This window comes from Polaromonas sp., from assembly GCF_043778355.1.
GTDB lineage: Bacteria > Pseudomonadota > Gammaproteobacteria > Burkholderiales > Burkholderiaceae_C > Polaromonas.
Genome location: NZ_JAYWHI010000100.1, coordinates 57,359 through 76,626, shown reverse-complemented (window position 1 = coordinate 76,626; position 19,268 = coordinate 57,359). Strand labels below are relative to the sequence as shown.

At 63.3% G+C, this 19,268-nt stretch carries 18 protein-coding genes; 14 read left to right on the top strand and 4 right to left on the bottom strand.

From position 1 onward, the window contains the following. Nucleotides 1-110 precede the first annotated feature (110 nt). From ACH2CW_RS14610 to ACH2CW_RS14595, 4 genes are read left to right on the top strand one after another with little or no spacing between them, the layout of a single operon-like run. Nucleotides 111-833 carry a CerR family C-terminal domain-containing protein gene (locus tag ACH2CW_RS14610; RefSeq protein WP_395059397.1) on the top strand — a complete coding sequence of 241 codons (723 nt, stop codon included), beginning with the start codon at nucleotides 111-113 and terminating at the stop codon, nucleotides 831-833. Beyond that, nucleotides 830-2,308 (top strand): efflux transporter outer membrane subunit, encoded by a 1,479-nt coding sequence (locus tag ACH2CW_RS14605; protein WP_395059395.1) that lies wholly within the window; start codon nucleotides 830-832, stop codon nucleotides 2,306-2,308. Before ACH2CW_RS14610 ends, ACH2CW_RS14605 begins: the two co-directional genes overlap by 4 nt. Nucleotides 2,309-2,339: 31 nt before the next feature. Then, a complete protein-coding gene (locus tag ACH2CW_RS14600; RefSeq protein ID WP_395059393.1) occupies nucleotides 2,340-3,500 on the top strand; it encodes an efflux RND transporter periplasmic adaptor subunit in 1,161 nt (386 codons plus the stop codon). Between the two features lie 23 nt (nucleotides 3,501-3,523). Next, nucleotides 3,524-6,688, top strand: a complete 3,165-nt coding sequence (locus tag ACH2CW_RS14595) for an efflux RND transporter permease subunit (protein WP_395059391.1) — start codon at nucleotides 3,524-3,526, stop codon at nucleotides 6,686-6,688. A gap of 94 nt (nucleotides 6,689-6,782) precedes the next feature. Here ACH2CW_RS14595 and ACH2CW_RS14590 read toward each other — a convergent pair whose 3' ends face one another. Together ACH2CW_RS14590 and ACH2CW_RS14585 are read right to left on the bottom strand one after the other, a co-directional pair. Next, nucleotides 6,783-7,292, bottom strand: a complete 510-nt coding sequence (locus ACH2CW_RS14590; protein WP_395059389.1) for an adenylyltransferase/cytidyltransferase family protein — start codon at nucleotides 7,290-7,292, stop codon at nucleotides 6,783-6,785. A gap of 68 nt (nucleotides 7,293-7,360) precedes the next feature. Then, the gene (locus tag ACH2CW_RS14585; protein WP_395059387.1) at nucleotides 7,361-8,230 is read right to left on the bottom strand and encodes a ferritin-like domain-containing protein; all 870 of its coding nucleotides are present in this window, start codon (nucleotides 8,228-8,230) and stop codon (nucleotides 7,361-7,363) included. Between the two features lie 274 nt (nucleotides 8,231-8,504). On the opposite strand from ACH2CW_RS14585, the gene ACH2CW_RS14580 reads away from it, so the two are divergent. The 9 genes from ACH2CW_RS14580 to ACH2CW_RS14540 all read left to right on the top strand — a co-directional run bounded on the left by ACH2CW_RS14580 (nucleotide 8,505) and on the right by ACH2CW_RS14540 (nucleotide 16,532). Beyond that, nucleotides 8,505-9,101, top strand: a complete 597-nt coding sequence (locus ACH2CW_RS14580; protein WP_395059385.1) for a glutathione peroxidase — start codon at nucleotides 8,505-8,507, stop codon at nucleotides 9,099-9,101. A 341-nt stretch (nucleotides 9,102-9,442) separates the two neighbouring features. Next, complete coding sequence (locus ACH2CW_RS14575) at nucleotides 9,443-10,783, top strand: NAD(P)/FAD-dependent oxidoreductase (RefSeq protein ID WP_395059383.1); 1,341 nt, start codon at nucleotides 9,443-9,445, stop codon at nucleotides 10,781-10,783. Nucleotides 10,784-10,848: 65 nt separating this feature from the next. After that, nucleotides 10,849-11,604: a DUF1365 domain-containing protein gene (locus ACH2CW_RS14570; RefSeq protein WP_395059381.1), complete on the top strand. Its 756-nt coding sequence runs from the start codon at nucleotides 10,849-10,851 to the stop codon at nucleotides 11,602-11,604. Beyond that, on the top strand, nucleotides 11,601-12,866 hold the full coding sequence (locus ACH2CW_RS14565; protein WP_395059379.1) for a class I SAM-dependent methyltransferase: 1,266 nt from the start codon (nucleotides 11,601-11,603) through the stop codon (nucleotides 12,864-12,866). Before ACH2CW_RS14570 ends, ACH2CW_RS14565 begins: the two co-directional genes overlap by 4 nt. Nucleotides 12,867-12,907: 41 nt before the next feature. Then, entirely contained in the window at nucleotides 12,908-13,405 is a 498-nt protein-coding gene (locus ACH2CW_RS14560) for a chalcone isomerase family protein (protein ID WP_395059377.1), read from the top strand. Beyond that, the gene (locus tag ACH2CW_RS14555; protein ID WP_395059375.1) at nucleotides 13,402-14,682 is read left to right on the top strand and encodes an MFS transporter; all 1,281 of its coding nucleotides are present in this window, start codon (nucleotides 13,402-13,404) and stop codon (nucleotides 14,680-14,682) included. Before ACH2CW_RS14560 ends, ACH2CW_RS14555 begins: the two co-directional genes overlap by 4 nt. Beyond that, entirely contained in the window at nucleotides 14,679-15,230 is a 552-nt protein-coding gene (locus tag ACH2CW_RS14550) for a DUF3833 domain-containing protein (protein WP_395059373.1), read from the top strand. The genes ACH2CW_RS14555 and ACH2CW_RS14550 overlap by 4 nt, the downstream gene beginning before the upstream one ends. 86 nt (nucleotides 15,231-15,316) lie before the next feature. Continuing rightward, complete coding sequence (locus ACH2CW_RS14545) at nucleotides 15,317-16,087, top strand: SDR family NAD(P)-dependent oxidoreductase (protein ID WP_395059371.1); 771 nt, start codon at nucleotides 15,317-15,319, stop codon at nucleotides 16,085-16,087. Between the two features lie 19 nt (nucleotides 16,088-16,106). Next, on the top strand, nucleotides 16,107-16,532 hold the full coding sequence (locus ACH2CW_RS14540; protein WP_395059369.1) for a nuclear transport factor 2 family protein: 426 nt from the start codon (nucleotides 16,107-16,109) through the stop codon (nucleotides 16,530-16,532). Nucleotides 16,533-16,638: 106 nt separating this feature from the next. Here ACH2CW_RS14540 and ACH2CW_RS14535 read toward each other — a convergent pair whose 3' ends face one another. Then, nucleotides 16,639-17,265 (bottom strand): glutathione S-transferase family protein, encoded by a 627-nt coding sequence (locus ACH2CW_RS14535; protein WP_395059367.1) that lies wholly within the window; start codon nucleotides 17,263-17,265, stop codon nucleotides 16,639-16,641. A 139-nt stretch (nucleotides 17,266-17,404) separates the two neighbouring features. Here ACH2CW_RS14535 and purB point away from each other — a divergent pair, with 139 nt between their 5' ends. Then, a complete protein-coding gene (purB, locus tag ACH2CW_RS14530; RefSeq protein ID WP_395059365.1) occupies nucleotides 17,405-18,793 on the top strand; it encodes an adenylosuccinate lyase in 1,389 nt (462 codons plus the stop codon). Between the two features lie 123 nt (nucleotides 18,794-18,916). Here purB and ACH2CW_RS14525 read toward each other — a convergent pair whose 3' ends face one another. After that, on the bottom strand, nucleotides 18,917-19,225 hold the full coding sequence (locus ACH2CW_RS14525; protein ID WP_395059363.1) for a DUF2007 domain-containing protein: 309 nt from the start codon (nucleotides 19,223-19,225) through the stop codon (nucleotides 18,917-18,919). Nucleotides 19,226-19,268 lie beyond the last annotated feature (43 nt).

Genomic DNA, 19,268 nt, shown 5'->3' with positions numbered 1-19,268 from the left:
TCACACGCACTCCACCAGCGCGGCGTACCCCGCGCACACCAGTTGCGTCTAGTTGAAACATTTGATCTAGTTAAATCAAACGTTTGAGTTGATATGCTCTAATCGGGCGAATGAAAACCACGTCCCGCCCGCCGCGGCCGGCTACTGCGCCGTTGCTGCACCAAAACCGCAAGCAGCGCTCCGACGGCGCCGAGGCGCGGGTTCACCTGCTGCTGGCGGCCTTGCGGCTGTTTGCTGAAAAAGGGTTTGCCAAAACCTCCACGCGCGAGATTGCGCAGGCGGCCGGGGCCAATGTGGCGGCCATCAGTTACTACTTTGGTGACAAGGCCGGGCTTTACCGCAGCGTGTTCACCGAGCCGCTGGGCGTGCCTTGCGACGACATCTCAAGATACCATCCGGCACACCTGAGCTTGCGTGAGGCCCTGGAAGGATTTATCGCCGGCTTTCTCGAACCGCTCAAGCAGGGCGACCTGGCGCAGCAAATCACCCGCCTGCATTTTCGCGAGATGCTGGAGCCGACCGGCCTGTGGGCCGAACAGATCAACAACAACATCAAGCCGGCCCACGCCGCGCTGGTTGAAGTGCTGGGCCGCCATCTGGGTGTCACGAAAATCGATGACGATGTACACCGGCTGGCTTTTTCCATCGCCGCGCTGGCGATGCAGATGTTCATCAGCCGCGATGTGATTGACAACGTGCGTCCCCAGCTGATCGCCACCCCGAAAGCCATCGACCTGTGGGCCGCCCGCCTGGCGGATTTTGCCGAGGCCATGATCGCCGTCGAAATTGCACGGCGCCGGCATCCGGCTGCCAGGAAGAAGAAAAGCGCATGAAAAACCTTCGTTTGATCCCTTTGGCCCTGACGCCGCTGCTGCTGTCGGCCTGCGCGCTGCAATCGCCGCCGTCAGCCGTCTCCACACATCCGCCCACCCGGTGGTTTGCGCCACTGCCCGACGGCCAGCCGGCGGCCGGCCTGCCCCATCAGGGCACGCTGACCGACCTGAGCCGCTGGTGGGAGCAGCAGGGCGACCCCTTGCTGGTCGAGTTGATCAACGCCGCCCAGGCGGTCAGCCCCTCGGTCGCCAGCGCGCGTTCGCGCATTGAGCAGTCGCGCGCCACGCGAGTGGCGGCCGGCGCCGCACTGCTGCCTTCGCTCGATGCATCGGCCGGTGTCAGCCGCGGCCGCACCCAGCCGGTGACGGCGACGCCCGCGCCGGTAGGCACCAGTTCCCAGCTCGGTCTGCAAACCGCCTGGGAGCTCGACCTGTTCGGCGGCCGGCGTGACAGCCGCGATGCGGCCCAACTGCGCTACGAGGGCGCGCAGGCCCAGTGGCATGACGCACGTGTGCTGGTGGCGGCCGAAACAGCCAACCAGTACTACAGTTTGCGGACCTGCGGGCAATTGCTGCGGGTGGCGCGCGCCGACGCCGCATCCCGCGCGGAGACCGGGCGGCTGGCGCAGCTCAGCGCCGACGCCGGCTTCACCGCGCCGGCCACGGCCGCGCTGGGCCGCGCCAGTGCCGCCGACGCCAACAGCCGCGCCACCCAGCAGGCGGCACTGTGTGAACTGGACATCAAGGCACTGGTGGCGCTGAGCGGCATGTCGGAGCCGGATTTGAGACAAAAACTGGCCTTAGCCCCTGTCGGTCCTGCGCAAACAGCTATTATTTCGATAGCAAGTGTGCCTGCGCAGGCGCTCGCGCAGCGCCCCGACGTCTTGACTGCCGAGCGCGAAGTCGCTGCCGCCAGCGCCGATGTCGGCAGCGCCCAGGCCGCGCGTTACCCACGCCTGACGCTCAGCGGCTCGGTCGCGGCCAACAACTTCCGCAGCGGCGGCAGGAGCACCGACTTCACCACCTGGTCCATCGGTCCGCTGGCGCTGAGCCTGCCGCTGTTCGATGGCGGCCGGCGCGCCGCCGATGCGGACGCCGCGCAAGCGCGTTACGAGGAAGCTGCCGCCGTCTACCGGGGCCGGGTCCGGCAGGCGGTGCGCGAGGTCGAGGAAGCCCTGGTCAATCTGCAAAGCACCGCGGCCCGCAGCGAGGACGCACGTGTGGCGGCCGAGGGTTACCGCGCGTCGTTTGCCGGCACCGAGGCGCTGTACAAAAACGGCCTGGCCAGCCTGGTCGACCTGGAAGACAGCCGGCGCACCCAACTGGCCGCTGAAACCGCCCTCTTGAGCCTGCAGCGCGAACGCGCCTCGGCCTGGGTCGCGCTGTACCGCGCCATGGGCGGCGGCTGGTCGCGTGATCTGGAGGGACCGGGAGGGCCCGCCGTTGCCACAGGCAGCCCGTCACGGCAGCCCTGAATCGCCTCACCTTTGAATCCACAACAACATCATGAAAAAATTCAAGCTCAAACCGGCCGCTATTATTTTGATAGCTGGTCTCACCCTGGTGGCAGGGGCTGTTGCCCTTTTTTCCTCCAAATCCGGGGACAAGGCCGAGCCCGCAGCAGCCGCGCCCAAAGCGGCGCTGACGGTGACGGCGGTCCAGCCCACGCAAACCCGGCTGCCCATCAAACTGGGCGCGAACGGCAACATCGTGGCCTGGCAGGAGGCCATCATCGGCTCCGAATCGAGCAACCTGCGCCTGACGCAGGTGCTGGTCAATGTTGGCGACACGGTCAGGGCCGGGCAGGTGCTGGCGCGTTTTTCAGGCGACAGCGTGTTGGCCGATGTGGCGCAGGCGCGCGCCAGCCTGGTCGAGGCCCAGGCCACGGCGGCCGATGCTGCAGGCAATGCCGAGCGCGCCCGCAGCCTGCAAAACTCCGGCGCGCTCAGCACGCAGCAGATCAACCAGTACAACACCAGTGAACAGACTGCCAGGGCACGCGTGGCCGCCGCGCAAGCGGTGCTGGACGCGCAGCAACTGCGCGGCGGCAACACCCAGGTGCTGGCGCCCGACAACGGCGTGATCTCGGCACGCAACGCCACCGTGGGCGCGGTGGTCGGCGCAGGCACTGAGCTGTTTCGCATGATCCGCGGCGGCCGGCTGGAGTGGCGCGCCGAGGTTACCAGCGACGAGGTGATCCGCATCAAGCCGGGCGCCAACGCGCTGGTGACAGCCGCCAGCGGCGCCCAGGTGCGAGGCACGGTGCGCATGGTGGCGCCCACGGTCGACCCGCTGACCCGCAACGCGCTGGTGTACGTGGATCTGGCGCGAAGCCCTGCTGTCAAGGCGGGCATGTTTGCACAGGGCGAGTTTGAACTGGGCGCGACCGATGCCCTGACACTGCCGCAGCAGGCCCTGGTGCTGCGCGACGGCTTCACCTACGCGATGCGCATTGAGCCCGGCAACAAGGTCACGCAGGTCAAGCTGCAAACCGGCCGCCGTCTCGGCGACGCCGTGGAGATCACCCAGGGGGCCCAGACCGGTGAGCGTTATGTAGCCGGTGGCGCGGCCTTTCTGGCAGACGGCGACACCGTGGCGCTGGTCGCGGCGGCAGAGCCCAACAAGGCCTCAGCCCCTACCCCTCCTGCGCAAGCAGCTACAAAATAAATAGCAAATTGCCGGAGAAAAGCATGAATGTTTCCGCCTGGTGCATCCGCAACCCGATTCCCGCGATCATGTTTTTTGTGATGCTGTGTTTTGCTGGGGTGCTCAGCTACCAGAACATGAAGGTGCAGAACTTTCCGGATCTCGATGTGCCCAACATCGTGATCTCGGCCAGCTTGCCGGGCGCATCGCCGGCGCAACTTGAGACCGATGTCGCCCGCAAGATCGAAAACGCCATCGCCTCCTTGCAGGGCCTGAAGAACATCTACACCAAGGTGCAGGACGGCGCGGCCACCATCACGGCCGAGTTTCGCCTGGAAAAATCGACCCAGGAAGCGCTTGATGAAGTGCGCTCGGCGGTGCAGCAGGTGCGGGCCGACCTGCCTTCCGACGTGCGCGACCCCATCGTCAGCAAAGTCAATCTGGCGGCGTCTCCGGTGCTGGCCTACACCATCCGCAGCAAGGCGATGGACGATGAGGCCCTGTCCTGGTTTGTCGATGACACCCTGACGCGCCGCCTGCTGGCCGTGCCCGGTGTGGGTGCCGTCACCCGTGTGGGCGGCGTCTCCCGCGAGGTGCGTATCGCGCTGGACACCGCCAAGATGGCTGCGCTCGGCGTCAGTGCTTCCACCATTTCGCGCCAGCTCAGCCAGGTGCAAATGGACACCGCCGGTGGCCGCACCGACCTGGGTACCAGCGAGCAACCGGTGCGCACGCTGGCCACCGTCAAATCGGCGGCCGAGCTGGCCTTGCTGGAGCTGGCGGTGGGCGACGGCCGCAAGGTGCGCCTGGGCCAAGTCGCCGATGTGCAGGACACTGTTGCCGAGCAACGCTCGACCGCCCTGCTCAACGGCGTGCCCGTGGTGGGTTTTGAAGTCGCGCGCAGCAAGGGCGCCAGCGAGGTCGAAGCCGGCCGCGGCGTGCGCGCCGCGCTGAAAACCCTGCAATTGAGCCACCCCGACATCGAGCTGACCGAAGCCTTTGACTTTGTGACCCCGGTCGAAGAGGAGTACAGCGCCTCGCTGACCTTGCTGATTGAAGGCGGTCTGCTGGCGGTGCTGGTAGTCTGGCTGTTTTTGCGTGACTGGCGCGCCACCTTTGTCTCGGCGGTCGCCCTGCCGCTGTCGGTGATTCCGGCCTTTATCGGCATGAACTACCTCGGGTTTTCGATCAACATCGTGACCCTGCTGGCGCTCAGCCTGGTGATTGGCATTCTGGTCGATGACGCGATTGTGGAGGTGGAAAACATCGTGCGGCATCTGCGCATGGGCAAGACGCCGTATCAGGCGGCGATGGAAGCTGCCGATGAGATCGGCCTGGCCGTGATCGCCACAACCTTCACCCTGATTGCGGTGTTTTTACCCACCGCCTTCATGAGCGGCATCGCCGGCAAGTTCTTCAAGCAGTTCGGCTGGACCGCGGCACTGGCCGTGTTTGCCTCGCTGGTGGTGGCGCGCATGCTCACCCCCATGATGGCGGCCTACATCCTCAAACCCATCGTCAACTATGTGGAGAACGACGGTGCGGTGATGCGCTGGTACATGCGCGCCAGCAGCTGGTGCATCCAGCACCGGCTGATCACCAGTCTGGCTGCCGGCGCCTTCTTCATCGGCTCCCTGATGCTGATCCCCTTGCTGCCCACCGGTTTTGTGCCGCCCGATGACAACTCGCAAACCCAGGTCTATCTGGAGTTGCCGCCCGGCACCCGGCTGGCCGAAACCAAAGTGGCCGCCGAGCGGGCACGTGCGCTGATTGCCAGCGTCCCCAATGTCAAAAGCGTGTACACCACCATAGGCGGCGGCGCCGCCGGCAGTGACCCGTTTGCCCCCGGCGGCGCTGCCGAAACGCGCAAAGCCACACTCACCATCTTGCTGACCGAGCGTGGCGAGCGGCCGCGCAAACAGGGGATTGAAAACGACATCCGCAAGGCACTGGAAAACCTGCCGGGCGTACGCAGCAAAGTCGGTCTCGGCGGTTCCGGTGAAAAGTACATTCTGGCGCTGACCGGCGAAGACGCGGTGGCGCTGGCCAGCGCAGCGGCGGCACTGGAAAAAGACCTGCGCACCATTCCCGGCCTCGGTTCGGTCGCCTCCAGTGCCTCGCTGGTCCGCCCCGAAGTGACCGTGCGGCCTGACTTTGCACGCATGGCCGATCTGGGCGTGACCAGTTCGGCGATTGGCGAGACGCTGCGCATCGCCACGGTAGGCGACTACAACGCCGCGCTGCCCAAGCTCAACCTGTCGCAGCGCCAGGTCCCCATCGTGGTCCGGCTGGCCGACGATGCCAAAGCCGACCTGGCCACACTCGAGCGCCTGATGGTGCCCAGCACCAAACCGGGTGTCGGGCCCGTCATGCTGGGCCAGGTGGCCAAGGTCGAGATGGCCGGCGGCCCGGCCGTGATTGACCGATTCAACCGCTCGCGCAATGTGCAGTTTGAAGTCGAACTCTCCGGCCTGGCGCTCGGTGACGTGAGCAAAGCCGTGGAAAAACTGCCTGCCATCGTGAACCTGCCTGCCGGCGTGAAACAGGTCGTCATTGGCGACGCCGAAGTGATGGGTGAATTGTTTGCCAGTTTCGGCCTGGCCATGCTCACCGGTGTGCTTTGCATTTACATCGTATTGGTGCTGCTGTTCAGGAACTTCCTGCACCCGGTGACGATTCTGGCCGCACTGCCCTTGTCGTTGGGCGGCGCCTTTGTCGGCCTGTTGCTGGCGGACAAGTCGTTTTCCATGCCTTCGCTGATTGGCCTGATCATGTTGATGGGCGTGGCCACGAAAAATTCGATCCTGCTGGTGGAGTACGCGATCGAGGCACGGCGCGGGCGCGCAGCCACCGAAAGCCAGCCCGCGCAAGCGCCCATGACGCGCCTGGAGGCGCTACTCGACGCTTGTCACAAACGGGCGCGCCCGATTGTCATGACCACGATTGCGATGGGTGCGGGCATGTTGCCAATTGCGCTGAGCTGGGGCTCGGCCGACAGCAGCTTTCGTTCACCGATGGCAGTGGCCGTGATTGGCGGCCTGATCACATCCACCTTCCTGAGCCTGCTGGTCATTCCGGCGGTGTTTACCTATGTGGATGATCTGGAGCAGGGCTTCAAACGGGCGCTGGCCAGGCTGCGTCGGCACAAGACACCCGTTTCAAGTGCGGAGCCAGACTTGCGGATGGAGACGGACGTTCGTCCGGTTTAAGGGAGAAATACGCCCTCAGCCCAAGTCGTTATTGCGTATGCAGCTACTGATTTAATAGCGTACGTCCGTCTGACGATGCGGTGGTCGCCTCGACTCAGGGGGCCTGCCGGATCTTCTGCACCAGTGCCGTCGTCGAGTAACCATCAACAAAGGCCAGCGCCAGCGCCTTGCCGCCATAACTTTCCACCAGCGCTGTCTCGGCCAGCGTGCGCATGTCGTAGTCACCGCCCTTGACCAGGATGTCGGGCCGCAGTTCGTCGACAAGCGCCAGCGGCGTGTCCTCGTCAAACCAGGTCACCAGGCTCACCGCTTCCATGGAAGCCATCATCACGGCGCGATCTTCCTGATTGTTCAGCGGCCGATTCGGCCCCTTGCCCAGGCGCCGGGCCGAGGCGTCGGTGTTCAGGCCGACCACCAGGCTGGCGCCCAGCGCGCGCGCAGCCGCCAGGTAGGTGGCATGGCCGCGGTGCAGCACGTCGAACACGCCGTTGGTAAACACCAGCGGACGTGGCAAGGCGGCGAGTCGCTGGGCGGCTTGCGCCCGCGCGACTATTTTTTCGGTGAAATGGGAAAGGGCTGGCGGAGGGGAAGGTGCGCTGGGCATCACGCCACTTTAACGGAAGGAGATGGCCACCCCCGGGGCCAGATCACCTGGCCAGCGGGTGTGTTGCATCAAATAACCGTGGGTGCCGCCTTGGCCGCGATGGTCGTAGCGATTTCCCGGCTCAACTCCTTGCGGTAGCGGTTGAGCTCCTGCACCGTCTTGAAACTCTGGTTCATCAGCAGGCTCATGTTGTGCAGGATACGTTCAACCACCTTGCCTTCCCAGACGGCGTCAAAGTTGATCTGCTTGTCCAGCCAGTGTTCCAGCCACTCGGGGTTGGGCAGGCGCGACTGGATGGTGTCGCGCGGGAACAGGTCCTTGTTGACGTGCAAATTGGTCGGGTGCAAGGCCTGCGCGGTACGGCGCGCGCTGGCCATCAGCACACCCACCTTGGTGAAAGCGGCTCGGGCATCGTTGCCGAAGTTGTTGATGGCGCGTTTCATGTAGCGCAGATAGGCGCCGCCGTGGCGCGCCTCGTCCTGGCTGAGCTGGGTGTAAATCTGCTTGATGACGGGCTCGGTGTGCCACTCGCTGGCGCGCCGGTACCAGTGGTTGAGCCGGATCTCTCCGCAGAAATGCAGCATCAGGGTTTCCAGCGCCGGGGCCGGTTCAAACTCGAAACGCACTTCGTGCAATTCCTTTTCAGTCGGCGCCAGATCGGGACGGAAGCGCCGCAGGTATTCCATCAGCACCAGCGAATGTTTTTGCTCTTCAAAAAACCAGATCGACATGAAGGCGGAAAAATCGCTGTCGTCCTTGTTGTCGCGCAAAAACATCTCGGTGGCGGGCAAGGCCGACCACTCGGTGATGGCGTTCATCTTGATCGTCTGCGCCTGTTCGTCGGTGAGCTTGGACGCGTCAAAACTGGCCCAGGGAATATCCTTGTCCATGTCCCAACGAACGGACTCAAGCTGTTTGAAAAGTTCTGGGTAAAGCATAAGACTCCTTTACGCGGCACTCGCCGACTTAGATTCAGGCCGATTTTAGGCGGTGAATATGACAAATCGCCCAAAATGGTTTTTGCTGCCACTTCCTGCGGATTGATCGCTGTTTAGCCTCTTTAATTGTTTTACACGGTTTGCGGCGGCTTGGGTATCAGCCAACTTCCCGCTCACGCAGGCCACGTGCCCGGTGAATCTGATCAGGCGAACGCCGCGTATTTTTTACTCGCTTCCTTTATCTACGCCGCGCCTTTTCAACGGTGACAACGCCATGAACACTGCTTCATTCAAATCCATGCTGGGCACGGCCGTGCTGGGGTGTGCCTTTTTGACACCGGCGCATGCAGCGACGGCTTCACCCAAGCCGGGCGCCGCAGCGGCAGCCCCCTGTGCGCCTCTGCTGCAGCACAACTTTTTGCGGCTTCAGGATGAAAAGCCCCAAACCCTGTGTCAATACAGCGGCAAAGTACTGCTGGTGGTCAACACCGCGAGCTTCTGCGGCTTCACCGCCCAATACAAGGGCCTGGAAGCGCTGCATGCCAAATACCGCGACAAAGGCCTGGTGGTGCTGGGTTTTCCTTCCAACGACTTCTCCCAGGAAACCGGCAGCAACAAGGAAATCGCTGATTTTTGCGAAAACACCTTCGGCGTGAAATTCCCGATGTTTACCAAGTCCAGCGTCAGCGGCAAAACCGCCAACCCCCTGTTCAAACAGCTGGCCGAGTGGACGGGCAGCGCGCCGCGCTGGAATTTCCATAAATACCTGATCTCCCGCGATGGTCAGGAAGTCAGCAGCTTCGCCACCAGCGTCGATCCCGGCAATTCCGCCTTTTTGAGGGACATCGAGAAAAAGTTGCTGGCAAAATAATTACTAATCGGTAATAATTCGACCAACAGGTATCGTTTTCCCTTTATTTCGGAGTTCCGACTTCTTTTTACCCAGCTGTTTTTACGCCGTGCCAACGCTTTCCTTAACAAATCTTTACGCGATGCTGTTTGCATTGTTGGGGAACCGTGCACATATGAAACAGCTCAGACTGACATCGGGACTGCGCCAACAAGGCCGTTCTGACCTCACCGTTTTTTTGTTGCGAAGACTTCCAGGCCCTTGCGGCCAGGATGCAATCCCGGGGCGGTTCTCCTCCTCCTCCCTCCCTCCCTTGTTCGCGTCGGGGCGCTTCGCAGCATTTTTATCTTCAGGCGACTGAGATGGCTTTGACCGGCGTCTCTTCTCCCGCCCGCCCACGGGTCGCCATCGTCGGTTCCGGTATCTCTGGCCTGGCGGTGGCCCATGCCCTTCAGGGCCAGGCTGACATCACCCTGTTTGAAGCCGGCGACTATTTCGGCGGCCACACCCACACGGTCGATGTCACCCTGCCCACATCACAAGGCCTGGTCACCCATGGCGTGGACACCGGCTTTCTGGTGTTCAACGAACGCACCTACCCCAACCTGATTCGCCTGTTTACAGAGCTGGGCGTGGCGACCGCCAAATCGGACATGTCGTTTTCGGTCAAGGTGCCGGGTGCCCGCGGGGGACGCGCACTCGAATGGAGCGGCTCCAGCCTCAACACGGTGTTCGCACAGCGCGGCAATCTGCTGAGCTGGAAATTCTTGCGCATGTTGCGCGACATCATGCGCTTCAACCGCCAGGCCAGTGCACTGGCCGAAAACCACGCCGAGGCCGCCATGTTGCAGCCGCTGGGGGACTTTCTCAGGGAAGGCAGGTTTTCAGACGAATTTCGCGACTGGTACTTCCTGCCCATGCTGGGTTGCATCTGGTCCTGCCCGACCGACCAGATGCTGCAGTTTCCGGTTGCCACCATGATCCGCTTTTGCCACAACCACGGGCTGATCCAGGTGGCCAACCGGCCGCAGTGGTGGACAGTGACCGGTGGCGCGCGAAATTACGTTGAGAAAATCATCGCCAACATCGCCGACAAACGCCTGAACACGCCCGTGGAACGCATTGAGCGCGATGCCGGCCTGCTGCGCGGCGGCGTGCGGATTGTCGCCAAGGGTCAGGCCGAAACCTTTGACAAGGTGGTGCTGGCGGCGCACGCTGACCAGTCGCTGGCGCTGCTGGCCGATGCCGCCCCGGACGAACGCGCCGTGCTGGGCGCGATCAGCTACCAGCCCAACCGCGCGGTGCTGCACACCGACACCTCGGTGCTTCCGGCCAACAAGCTGGCCTGGGCGGCATGGAACTACGAACGTGCGCGGGATGGCCGGCGCGAATCGACGCAGGTCTGCCTGCACTACCTGCTCAACATGCTGCAACCCCTGCCCTTCGAGCAACCGGTGGTGGTGTCACTGAATCCGGTGCAGGCGATAGCGCGTAATCTGGTGATGGGTGAATTTGATTACGCACATCCGGTGTTTGACGCCGCCGCCATACGCGCCCAGCAGGCTCTGCCCGGCTTGCAAGGCCGGCAGCACAGTTATTTTTGCGGCGCCTGGGCCGGCTACGGTTTTCATGAGGATGGCCTCAAGTCCGGTCTCGCAGCAGCGCGCCTGGTGCTGGGCGACTGCGCAGGGATCGCCGCATGAACACGCTGGCAAGCACAGCCCCCACCTCTCGTGCAAGGGGCAGCGCATTACACGAAGTGAAAAGCGTGGGGGCACCACTCATTGGGTTCGGCCAGGTGCGTCACACGCGCTTGAAGCCAGCCCGCAACGCCTTTGCCTACCCCACCTATTTTTTGATGCTGCCGCTGCGCAGCATGCAGGCCCACGGCAATGGCACGCTGGCGCGTAATCGGCGCAGCGCACTGAGTTTTTTTGACAGCGACCACGGCGATGGCCGCGCCGACTGCGTGAGCTGGCTCGACGAGCTGCTGCACAAGGAAGGCATCAGCGATGCCGATGGCGAGCTCTGGCTGCACACCTATCCGCGCATTTTCGGTCACACCTTCAAGCCGGTGAGCTTCTGGTACTGCCACCACATCGACGGCAGCTTGCGCGCCATCGTGGTGGAGGTCAACAACACCTTTGGCGAGCGCCACTGTTATTTGCTGGACCGTCCGCACTATGGCCAGGAACTCAGCGCCGACAAGGTGTTTCATGTCTCGCCCTTCTGCACACTTGAAGGACGTTACCGCTTTCGTTTCATGCGCATCAACAGCGACGGCCTGCAGAAAACCGTTGCCCGCATCGACTATGACGACGCTGACGGACCCCTGCTGGAAACCAGCGTCAGCGGCACGCTGGTTCCGGTCAGCGCCGAAAGCCTGCGCCGTGCCCTGTGGCGCCACCCGGCCATGACCTTCGGCGTCGTCGCGCGCATTCACTGGCAGGCCTTCAGGCTGTGGTGCAAGCGTGTCCCCTTTGTCCGAAAACCCGAGCCCCCCCAACGCTTTGTCACCCGATGAATACAGCCAGCAACCCTTCTTCCTCCACCGCTTCGTGTGTGTCCTCAACGCTGTCGTCGCTGGCCCTGCCGGGCGGCGCCCCGGCCGCCGCACGCACCGTGCTGCAGTTGCTGACGCGCCTGAAACACGGGACGCTGCATGTGCAGCTGCCGGACGGCTCGACCCGGCATTTCGGCTCGGGCGAAGCCCCGGTAGCCAGCTTGCGCCTGCACAACTGGAACGTCTGCGGCGCGGCCTTGAAGTCGGGCGACATCGGGTTTGCCGAAAGTTTCATCGCCGGGGACTGGACCACGCACAACCTCAGTGACCTGCTCAGTGTGCTGATCCGCAACCGCCAGGAAGTCGAGGACGTGATTTACGGCACCTGGCTCGGACGTTTTGCCTACCGCATCAAGCACCTGCTGAACCGCAACACCAAAACCAACAGCCAGAAAAACATCCACGCGCATTACGACCTGGGCAATGCTTTTTATGCGCTGTGGCTGGACGGCACGATGAACTATTCGTCGGCGATTTTTGCCACGCCCGAGACCTCGATGAAGGACGCGCAGGATGCCAAGGTGCGCCGCGCGCTGCAGCAGGCCGGTGCGAAGGCCGGCGACCGCGTGCTTGAGATCGGCTGCGGCTGGGGCGCGCTGGCCGAAATGGCCGCCACCGAATTCGACGCTTCCATCGTCGGTGTCACGCTGAGCACCGAACAACTGGCCTGGGCCCAGCAGCGCCTGGCCCGCCTGGGCGCAGCCGACAAAGCAGACTTGCGTCTGCAGGACTACCGCGACATCGGCAAAACCGGCAACGGCGAAACCTTTGACGCGATTTGCTCGATCGAGATGGTCGAGGCCGTGGGACGCGAGTATTGGCCCGAGTACTTTCAGACCGTCGCACGCCTGCTCAAGCCGGGCGGGCGCGCCTGCATCCAGAGCATCGTCATTGCCGACAACCTGTTTGAGCGCTACATCGCGTCGACCGACTTCATCCAGCAGTACATCTTTCCGGGCGGTTGCCTGCCGTGCCCGAAAGAATTCCGGGCCCAGGCGCTTGCTGCCGGGCTGGAAGTGGTTGATGAGTTTTCGTTCGGCCAGGATTACGCCCGCACCCTTCAATTGTGGCGCGAAGAATTCATGGCACAAGAGTCACGGGTGCTCCAACTCGGGTTTGACAAAAGGTTTATGCGCATATGGGAGTTCTATCTGGCCTACTGCGAAGCGGCTTTTACCCAGGCCAATACCGACGTCGTGCAGTACACGCTGCGCAAACCCTGACCACGGCGCTGGCGATTTGCCTGTGCATCGCTGGTGCGGCCTTGGCGCAGCCTGCGGCCGACGACACGCGCGCTGAATTGCAGCAAGTCCTTCCGCAGGCGCAGCTCGTCGGCAAGGGGCGTCTGACGGTCTGGGGTTTCCAGGTGTATGACGCCCGCCTCTGGGCCAACCCCGGTTTTGGGGCCAGCAGCTTCACGGCCCAGCCGCTGGCACTGGAGCTTGCCTACCTGCGCGGTTTTGAGAGCCAGGCTGTGGCCGAGCGTTCAATCACCGAAATGCGGCGGTCTGCCACCATCAGCGACGAGCAGGCCGACAAATGGATGGCCGCCATGGCGCGGGTGCTGCCGGATGTCAAAAAAGGCGACCGCGTGATGGGCGTGCACCGCCCTGGCGTGGGCGCCTCGTTCTGGATGAACGGCAAGCCCCTCGGCGAGATCCGCGATACCGAATTTGCGCGCCTGTTTTTCGGCATCTGGCTGGCACCCACCACGTCGGAGCCCCGCCTGCGCACCGCGCTGCTGGCCGGGGCAGCCCCTTGAAACCTGGTGCCCGCAATCCGTTTGGCACGCGCAACGGACTGGCTTACGGCTTGCTGGGCCTGCCGCTGGCTTTCGTGGCGCTGCCGCTCTATGTGATTTTGCCCAACCACTATGCGCGCGAGTTCGGCGTGCCGCTGGCCACATTGGGCGCGGTGCTGCTGGGCGCACGACTGTTCGATGCGCTGATCGATCCGCTGCTGGGCCGCCTCAGTGACCGCTTGTTTGCACGCTCACCCAGCGCCGTGCTTGGCATGGGCGCGATCGCAGCGCTGCTGCTGGCGGTCGGTTTTGCGCTGCTGTTCTTCCCTCTGGTGAGCACCCCGTCTGCGCTGGTGCTCTGGGCCAGCCTGATGCTGATGCTGACTTATGCCGGCTACAGCGCGCTGAGCGTGTCACACCAGTCCTGGGGCGCGATGCTGGGCGGCGACGAGCGCCAGCGCAGCCGCATCGTGGCCTGGCGCGAAGGCCTGGGCCTGATCGGCGTGGTGCTGGCCTCGGTCACGCCGGTGGCTTTCGGCCTGCCGGTTACCACCGCGCTGTTTTTTGGCGCGCTGGCGCTGGGCTGGCTGGCCTGGACACGCGCTGAGCGCCCCTTGCCACAACCCGCTCTGCACGCCGGCCAAGGCACGTCGATCTGGCTGCCGTTTCAGCATGCGGGCTTTCGCCGCCTGTTGACCGTTTTCATGCTCAACGGCACCGCCAGCGCCGTGCCGGCCACGCTGGTGCTGTTTTTTATCCAGGACCGGCTGCAGGCGCCACAGAAGATGGAGCCGCTGTTCCTGGGCAGCTACTTTCTGTGCGCCGCGCTGTCGATTCCGCTGTGGCTGGCGGTGGTCAAACGCGTCGGCCTGGCGCCGGCCTGGCTGCTGGGCATGGGGCTGGCGATTGCCACCTTCGGCTGGGCCACGCAAGTGGGCGCCGGCCAGACCACCGCCTTTGTGATCGTCTGCGCGCTGTCGGGCATCGCGCTGGGCACCGACCTGGCGCTGCCGGGCGCGCTCCTGGCCGGCGTGATCCAGGCCAATGGTCAGTCAGGGCGCGCCGAGGGCGCCTACTTCGGCTGGTGGAATTTTGCGATCAAGCTCAATCTGGCGCTGGCCGCCGGGCTGGCGCTGCCGGCGCTGGCCCTGTTCGGTTACGCCCCCGGCGCGCGCGACGCCCAGGCCCTGGACGCCTTGCTGGTGGCGTATTGCGTCTTGCCCTGCCTGCTCAAGCTGGCGGCCGCCGCCTGCCTTTATTTTCTGATCATCAAACAGCCGCAAAAGGTCCAGCCGTGAATCATTTTCTCCTCAAGAGCGCCGCTGCCCTGGCGCTGTGCACCGGCCTGCTGGCGGGCTGCGCCGGTCCGCAAATCAGCGACTACGCTGCCGAAAAGCCGGTGCTCGACATGCGCCAGTATTTCAACGGCACCGTCGACGCGTACGGCGTGTTCACCGACCGCTCCGGCAAGGTGGTCAAGCGTTTTACCGTGGTCATGACCTGCAACTGGCAGGGCCCGGCAGGCGCAGAGACCGGCGTGCTCGATGAAGTGTTCAGCTACTCGGACGGAACCACCGATCGCCGGATCTGGACGCTCAAGCGCACGCCCGACGGCAAATACACCGGCACCGCCGCCGACGTGGCAGGACAGGCCCTCGGCGAGGAAAAAGGCAACACCTTCCGCTGGGGCTACACACTCAAGCTGCCCGTCGATGGCCGGGTGATCGAGGTGCAGTTCGACGACTGGATGTATTTGATGAACGAAAAAGTCATGCTCAACAAGGCGGTCATGAGCAAGTTCGGCTTCAAGCTCGGCGAGGTCACGCTGTCTTTCGTCAAGCGCTGACACTGCACCGTCGATTTCCAAGCAAAAAGGTCTGTAGCCCTTATCGAGCAAGCGCAAGCAGCTATCATTTTTATAACAAATACACCATGTCCCACAACCCACCCCAGAAAGACTGGCACGGCAAAACCGTGTGGCTGGTCGGCGCTTCCAGCGGCATCGGCCAGGCCACCGCCCACGCGCTGCATGCGCGCGGCGCGCGGGTGGTGGTGTCGGCCCGCAATGCACAGGCACTTGACGACTTTGTGCGCGACCACAGCGGGGCACTGGCCGTGCCGCTGGATGCGTCCGATCCAGCGGCGGTAAAAGCAGCCGCGCAAACCGTGCTGGCCCTCGGTCCTCTTGACCTGCTGATGTACTGCGCAGCTTATTACCGCGAGTTGCGCGCCACCGAGTTTGACCTGACGGAGATGCTCAAGCACCAGCAGGTCAATTACACCGGCGCGCTCTACCTGATCGATGCGGTGCTGCCAGCACTGCTGCAGTGCGGCAGCGGTCACATCAGTCTGGTCGGCAGCGTCGCCGGCTACCGCGGCTTGCCAAAAAGCCTGGCCTATGGCCCGACCAAAGCCGCATTGATCAATCTGGCCGAAACCCTGCATGTGGACCTGAAGCCCAGCGGCGTCGGCGTGAGCATCGTGAACCCGGGTTTTGTGGAAACACCGCTGACCGCGCAAAACGAATTCAGCATGCCGGCGCTGATCAGCCCGGCGCAGGCGGCCACCGAAATTCTGGGCGGCTGGGCGCGCGGGGAATTTGAAATCCATTTCCCCAAACGCTTTACCCTCTGGATGAAAACCTTGCGCGTGCTGCCGTATGCGCTGTACTTTCCGGCGGTCCGCAAATTCACCGGTCTGTGAGCCCGCCCCACCACCCGCCATGACACCCGCCATCACCCGTTTTGTGGATTTTTTTGAAGCCCTGGATCCGGGAAACGTTGCGCGGCTGGGCGAGGTGTACACCAGCGACGTGTACTTCAAGGACCCGTTCAATGAAGTGTACACGCTGGCGCAGGTGCAGCAGATTTTCAGCCACATGTACGTCGCGCTGGACAAGCCGCGTTTTGTGGTGACCAGCCAGGTGTCTGAGGGAGGGCAATGTTTCCTGACCTGGGACTTCGAGTTTTACTTCAAGAAGCAGCCGGCTGCGATGCAGACCATTCGCGGCAGCTCTCACCTGAAGTTCAACGAGGCGGGCCTGGTCAACTACCACCGCGACTACTGGGACGCAGCGGAAGAACTCTACGAAAAATTGCCGCTGGTGGGCAGTGTGATGCGCTGGCTCAAAAAACGAGCTGGATCATAACTTGCACACTCCCCGATGGGCCGGGTATTTCAGCGCAGTCACTACTGATTTGATAGCTGCCTGCGCCCATCAGGCATGGGCCAGGGCGCGTTTTGACCCCTGAAACTCAGGATGGCAGGGTGTCGACGAAGCTGGGGCGTTGCGCCAGCTTGTCATACAGCCGGGCCAGGTTCGGGTGCGGCGTGCGCCAGTCGATCTGGGCAAAACGGAAATCCAGGTAGCCGAGCGCACATCCGACGGCGATGTCGGACAGGCTCAGGTGGATGCCGCTGCAAAACGGCTTGTCGCCCAGGCCGGTGCTCATGGCCTGCACGGTGTCGTCAATTTTTTTCATCTGGCGGTCGATCCAGGCCTGGCTGCGCTGCTTGTCGTTGCGGCCGGACCAGGTGGCTTCCAGCCGCGCCAGAATGGCCGCGTCCATCAGGCCATCGGCAAGCGCCTCCCAGGTTTTCACTTCGGCGCGTTCGCGGCCCTGCACCGGGATCAGCTTGCCGACCGGCGACAGGGTGTCGAGGTACTCGACGATCACGCGCGAGTCGAACACCGCTTCCTCGGAGCCGTTGGAGCCTTCCATTACCAGGCAGGGCACCTTGCCCAGCGGGTTGGACTCGGACATGCCGGTGCCGGCCGCCCAGACGTCTTCAATGACGAACTGGTAGTCGAGTTTTTTTTCGGCCATCACAATGCGCACCTTGCGCACATAGGGACTGCCGTTGGATCCGATGAGTTTCATAGATGTGATTTTCCAAGCGTGGGGCCGAATTCTGGCGTCTTTTGCATTCTATCGAGTAAGCCCCAGCCGGTAAGCGTTAGCCGCTGAAACTGGCCAAACCGTCGCGTAGATGCACAAGCGAGCCGCCTACAATTGGGGCATGAACCCGTCCACCAGCTTCACCATCACCGCCCTGTCCCCGCTTGACGGGCGTTATGCCGCCAAACTGGCACCCCTGCGGCCGCTGATGTCGGAGCTCGGTTACATGCACCGCCGCGTCCAGGTCGAAGTGGCCTGGTTCATCGCGCTGTCGGACGCCGGTTTTGCAGAATTCAAACCGCTCACGCCCGGAGCACGCACTTACTTGCTGGGCCTGGTCAAACATTTTTCCGAAACCGACGCGGCGGCCATCAAAGAGATCGAAAAAACCACCAACCACGACGTCAAGGCCGTGGAGTACTGGATCAAGTCGAAGTTCGAGGCCAGGCCCGAGCTCGAAGGCGCCAGCGAGTTCGTGCATTTCGCCTGCACCAGCGAGGACATCAACAACACCAGCCATGCGCTACAGCTCAAAAGCAGCCGCGAGCAGGTGCTGTTGCCAGCGCTCGACAAGGTCATCAGCCAGTTACGCGAGATGGCGCACCGGTATGCCGAGCAGCCCATGCTGAGCCGCACCCACGGCCAGACCGCCAGCCCGACCACCGTCGGAAAGGAAATCGCCAATGTGGTGGCCCGCCTGGTGGTGGCGCGTGAACGTATCGCCGGTGTGCAGCTGATGGCCAAGATGAACGGCGCCGTTGGCAACTACAACGCGCATCTGTCGGCCTGGCCCGACTTCGACTGGGAAGCGCTGAGCCGGCGCGTGATCGAGTCGCCCGAACCGCTGGGCCTGGGCCTGACTTTTCAGCCCTACAGCATCCAGATCGAGCCGCACGACTACATGGCCGAGCTGTTCGACGCGGTCGCCCGCACCAACACCATCCTGATCGACTTTGCGCGCGACGTCTGGGGTTATGTCAGCGTCGGCTACTTCAAGCAGCGCCTGAAGGCCGGTGAGATTGGATCGAGCACCATGCCGCACAAGGTCAACCCGATTGACTTTGAAAACGCCGAAGGCAACCTCGGCCTGGCCAATGCGCTGCTGCGCCACCTCAGCGAAAAGCTGCCGATCAGCCGCTGGCAACGCGACCTGACCGACAGCACCGTGCTGCGCAACATGGGCGTGGCCTTCGGTTATGCCGTGCTGGCCTACAGCTCGCTGAGCGTGGGCCTGGGCAAGTTGGAGCTCAACAGCGAAGCGCTGGACGATGACCTCGACAGCGCCTGGGAAGTGCTGGCCGAGCCGATACAGACCGTGATGCGGCGTTATGGCGTGCAGGGCGCCTATGAAAAGCTCAAGGAAGTTACGCGCGGCAAAACCGTGACAGCCGAGGCCCTGCACGGGCTGATCCGCTCGCTGGAGATTCCCCAGACCGAGAAGGACCGGCTGCTGGCGATGACGCCGGGCAGTTACACCGGTAAGGCGGCCGAACTGGCCAAGAGGATTTAGCCCCCACGTTCGCGCACTGCGTGTCGCTCTCTGCCCCCCGAGGGGGCGCTGCGCGTGCGGACTGGCAGAGCCAGATCCGCGGCCCCGGCTTGATTAAGAGGTCCGCCGTATGAGCGAACGCTTTCAGGCTGGCGCCGGCATGCCGGCGCCGCAGGCCCAGCACTCTTCGAAACCGCCTTCGACCATTTCGCCGCAGGCGCATAACCAGTGCCGCTGCGGCGGGTTCTGCAGGCTGCTCAGTAGCAGTTCCGCGCGCGGTTTTTCATGGTCATGGGCCAGCCAGATTTCTGGCTGACACTGGTCGGGCGGCAACTCGCCGGCAACGCTGCCGAGGAAGTAGCGCTGCACGCTGGCCGAGAAGCCGGCCTGCTGCAAGGCATCAGCCCACAGTGCGGCAATCGCGATGTTGGGCGCGCGGGCAAGTCGGAGCATACGTCCAGTTTACTCCTGAATTGATAGCTGCATACGCCCGCCT

Coding starts and splice junctions, on each gene's coding strand:
- ACH2CW_RS14595 (WP_395059391.1), top strand. CDS start 3,524: ATGAATGTTTCCGCCTGGTGCATCCGCAACCCGATTCCCGCGATCATG.
- ACH2CW_RS14600 (WP_395059393.1), top strand. CDS start 2,340: ATGAAAAAATTCAAGCTCAAACCGGCCGCTATTATTTTGATAGCTGGT.
- ACH2CW_RS14585 (WP_395059387.1), bottom strand. CDS start 8,230: ATGCTTTACCCAGAACTTTTCAAACAGCTTGAGTCCGTTCGTTGGGAC.
- ACH2CW_RS14590 (WP_395059389.1), bottom strand. CDS start 7,292: ATGCCCAGCGCACCTTCCCCTCCGCCAGCCCTTTCCCATTTCACCGAA.
- ACH2CW_RS14610 (WP_395059397.1), top strand. CDS start 111: ATGAAAACCACGTCCCGCCCGCCGCGGCCGGCTACTGCGCCGTTGCTG.
- ACH2CW_RS14545 (WP_395059371.1), top strand. CDS start 15,317: ATGTCCCACAACCCACCCCAGAAAGACTGGCACGGCAAAACCGTGTGG.
- ACH2CW_RS14565 (WP_395059379.1), top strand. CDS start 11,601: ATGAATACAGCCAGCAACCCTTCTTCCTCCACCGCTTCGTGTGTGTCC.
- purB (WP_395059365.1), top strand. CDS start 17,405: ATGAACCCGTCCACCAGCTTCACCATCACCGCCCTGTCCCCGCTTGAC.
- ACH2CW_RS14605 (WP_395059395.1), top strand. CDS start 830: ATGAAAAACCTTCGTTTGATCCCTTTGGCCCTGACGCCGCTGCTGCTG.
- ACH2CW_RS14575 (WP_395059383.1), top strand. CDS start 9,443: ATGGCTTTGACCGGCGTCTCTTCTCCCGCCCGCCCACGGGTCGCCATC.
- ACH2CW_RS14525 (WP_395059363.1), bottom strand. CDS start 19,225: ATGCTCCGACTTGCCCGCGCGCCCAACATCGCGATTGCCGCACTGTGG.
- ACH2CW_RS14535 (WP_395059367.1), bottom strand. CDS start 17,265: ATGAAACTCATCGGATCCAACGGCAGTCCCTATGTGCGCAAGGTGCGC.
- ACH2CW_RS14540 (WP_395059369.1), top strand. CDS start 16,107: ATGACACCCGCCATCACCCGTTTTGTGGATTTTTTTGAAGCCCTGGAT.
- ACH2CW_RS14580 (WP_395059385.1), top strand. CDS start 8,505: ATGAACACTGCTTCATTCAAATCCATGCTGGGCACGGCCGTGCTGGGG.